The following is a 2010-nucleotide window of genomic DNA, read 5'->3' on the forward strand; positions in this document are numbered from 1 at the left end:
GCCTGGTTCAGAGGCCAGTACATCAGCGAATGTCTGATGCTGGTTGCTCATGGGTGGAACGTTGACTACTCGGCCGGTAATCGGGTCGGATGCTGTTAGTACTGCTCGCAAGAGCGTGGAACGCATGATCTCCGGACGTGAGCCGGCCGGGCACGCTGTTGGGTATCTGAAGGTACGGCCGTCTGGTCGCCTTCAGTGCCGGCCCCGGTAAAGCATCGCTTAGGTGGTGTGTGATGGGTGGCTGGTCGTTGTTTGAGAACTGCACAGTGGACGCGAGCATCTGTGGCCAAGTTTTTAAGGGCGCACGGTGGATGCCTTGGCACCAGGAACCGATGAAGGACGTGGGAGGCCGCGATAGTCCCCGGGGAGTCGTCAACCAGACTTTGATCCGGGGGTTTCCGAATGGGGAAACCCGGCAGTCGTCATGGGCTGTCACCCACTGCTGAACACATAGGCAGTGTGGAGGGAACGAGGGGAAGTGAAACATCTCAGTACCCTCAGGAAGAGAAAACAACCGTGATTCCGGGAGTAGTGGCGAGCGAAACTGGATCAGGCTAAACCTCAGGCGTGTGAGACCCGGCAGGGGTTGCGTTTGGGGGGTTGTGGGATCTCTCTTTTACGGTCTGCCGGCCGTGAGACGAGTCAGAAACCGTTGATGTAGACGAAGGACATGCGAAAGGTCCGGCGTAGAGGGTAAGACCCCCGTAGTCGAAACGTCAGCGGCTCGTTTGAGAGACACCCAAGTAGCACGGGGCCCGAGAAATCCCGTGTGAATCTGGCGGGACCACCCGCTAAGCCTAAATATTCCCTGGTGACCGATAGCGGATAGTACCGTGAGGGAATGGTGAAAAGTACCGCGGGAGCGGAGTGAAATAGTACCTGAAACCGTGTGCCTACAAGCCGTGGGAGCGTCGGATGCAGCTTGCTGCATCTCGTGACTGCGTGCCTTTTGAAGAATGAGCCTGCGAGTTTGCGGTGTGTTGCGAGGTTAACCCGTGTGGGGAAGCCGTAGCGAAAGCGAGTCCGAATAGGGCGTTTCAGTAGCACGCTCAAGACCCGAAGCGGAGTGATCTAGCCATGGGCAGGTTGAAGCGGAGGTAAGACTTCGTGGAGGACCGAACCCACCAGGGTTGAAAACCTGGGGGATGACCTGTGGTTAGGGGTGAAAGGCCAATCAAACTCCGTGATAGCTGGTTCTCCCCGAAATGCATTTAGGTGCAGCGTCGTGTGTTTCTTGCCGGAGGTAGAGCACTGGATAGGCGATGGGCCCTACCGGGTTACTGACCTTAGCCAAACTCCGAATGCCGGTAAGTGAGAGCGCGGCAGTGAGACTGTGGGGGATAAGCTCCATGGTCGAGAGGGAAACAGCCCAGAGCATCGACTAAGGCCCCTAAGCGTACGCTAAGTGGGAAAGGATGTGGAGTCGCACAGACAACCAGGAGGTTGGCTTAGAAGCAGCCACCCTTGAAAGAGTGCGTAATAGCTCACTGGTCTAGTGATTCCGCGCCGACAATGTAGCGGGGCTCAAGCGTACCGCCGAAGTCGTGTCATTGCGATATATACCCCCAACGGGGATCGTGATGGGTAGGGGAGCGTCGTGTGCCGGGTGAAGCAGCCGCGGAAGCGAGTTGTGGACGGTTCACGAGTGAGAATGCAGGCATGAGTAGCGATACAAACGTGAGAAACGTTTGCGCCGATTGACCAAGGGTTCCTGGGTCAAGCTGATCTGCCCAGGGTAAGTCGGGACCTAAGGCGAGGCCGACAGGCGTAGTCGATGGATAACCGGTTGATATTCCGGTACCCGCTTTGAAGCGCCAAACATTGAATCCAGTGATGCTAAGCCCGTGAAGCCGCCCCTGATCTCTTCGGAGTGAGGGGGAGTGGTGGAGCCGGTGACCCGAGCTGGTAGTAGGTGAGTGATGGGGTGACGCAGGAAGGTAGTCCATCCCGGGCGGTGGTTGTCCCGGGGTAAGGGTGTAGGCCGTGCGGTAGGTAAATCCGTCGCACACC

1 rRNA gene (only partly in view) is annotated in these 2010 nt (G+C 57.6%); it reads left to right on the forward strand.

Features of this window, described 5'->3' with window-relative positions:
* Positions 1–284: 284 nt before the first annotated feature.
* Positions 285–2010 (forward strand): 23S ribosomal RNA (locus ACFRAV_RS11845); it runs 1271 nt beyond the window's last position.

It is taken from the genome of Streptomyces sp. NPDC056600, assembly GCF_042792855.1.
Classification (GTDB): Bacteria; Actinomycetota; Actinomycetes; order Streptomycetales; family Streptomycetaceae; genus Streptomyces.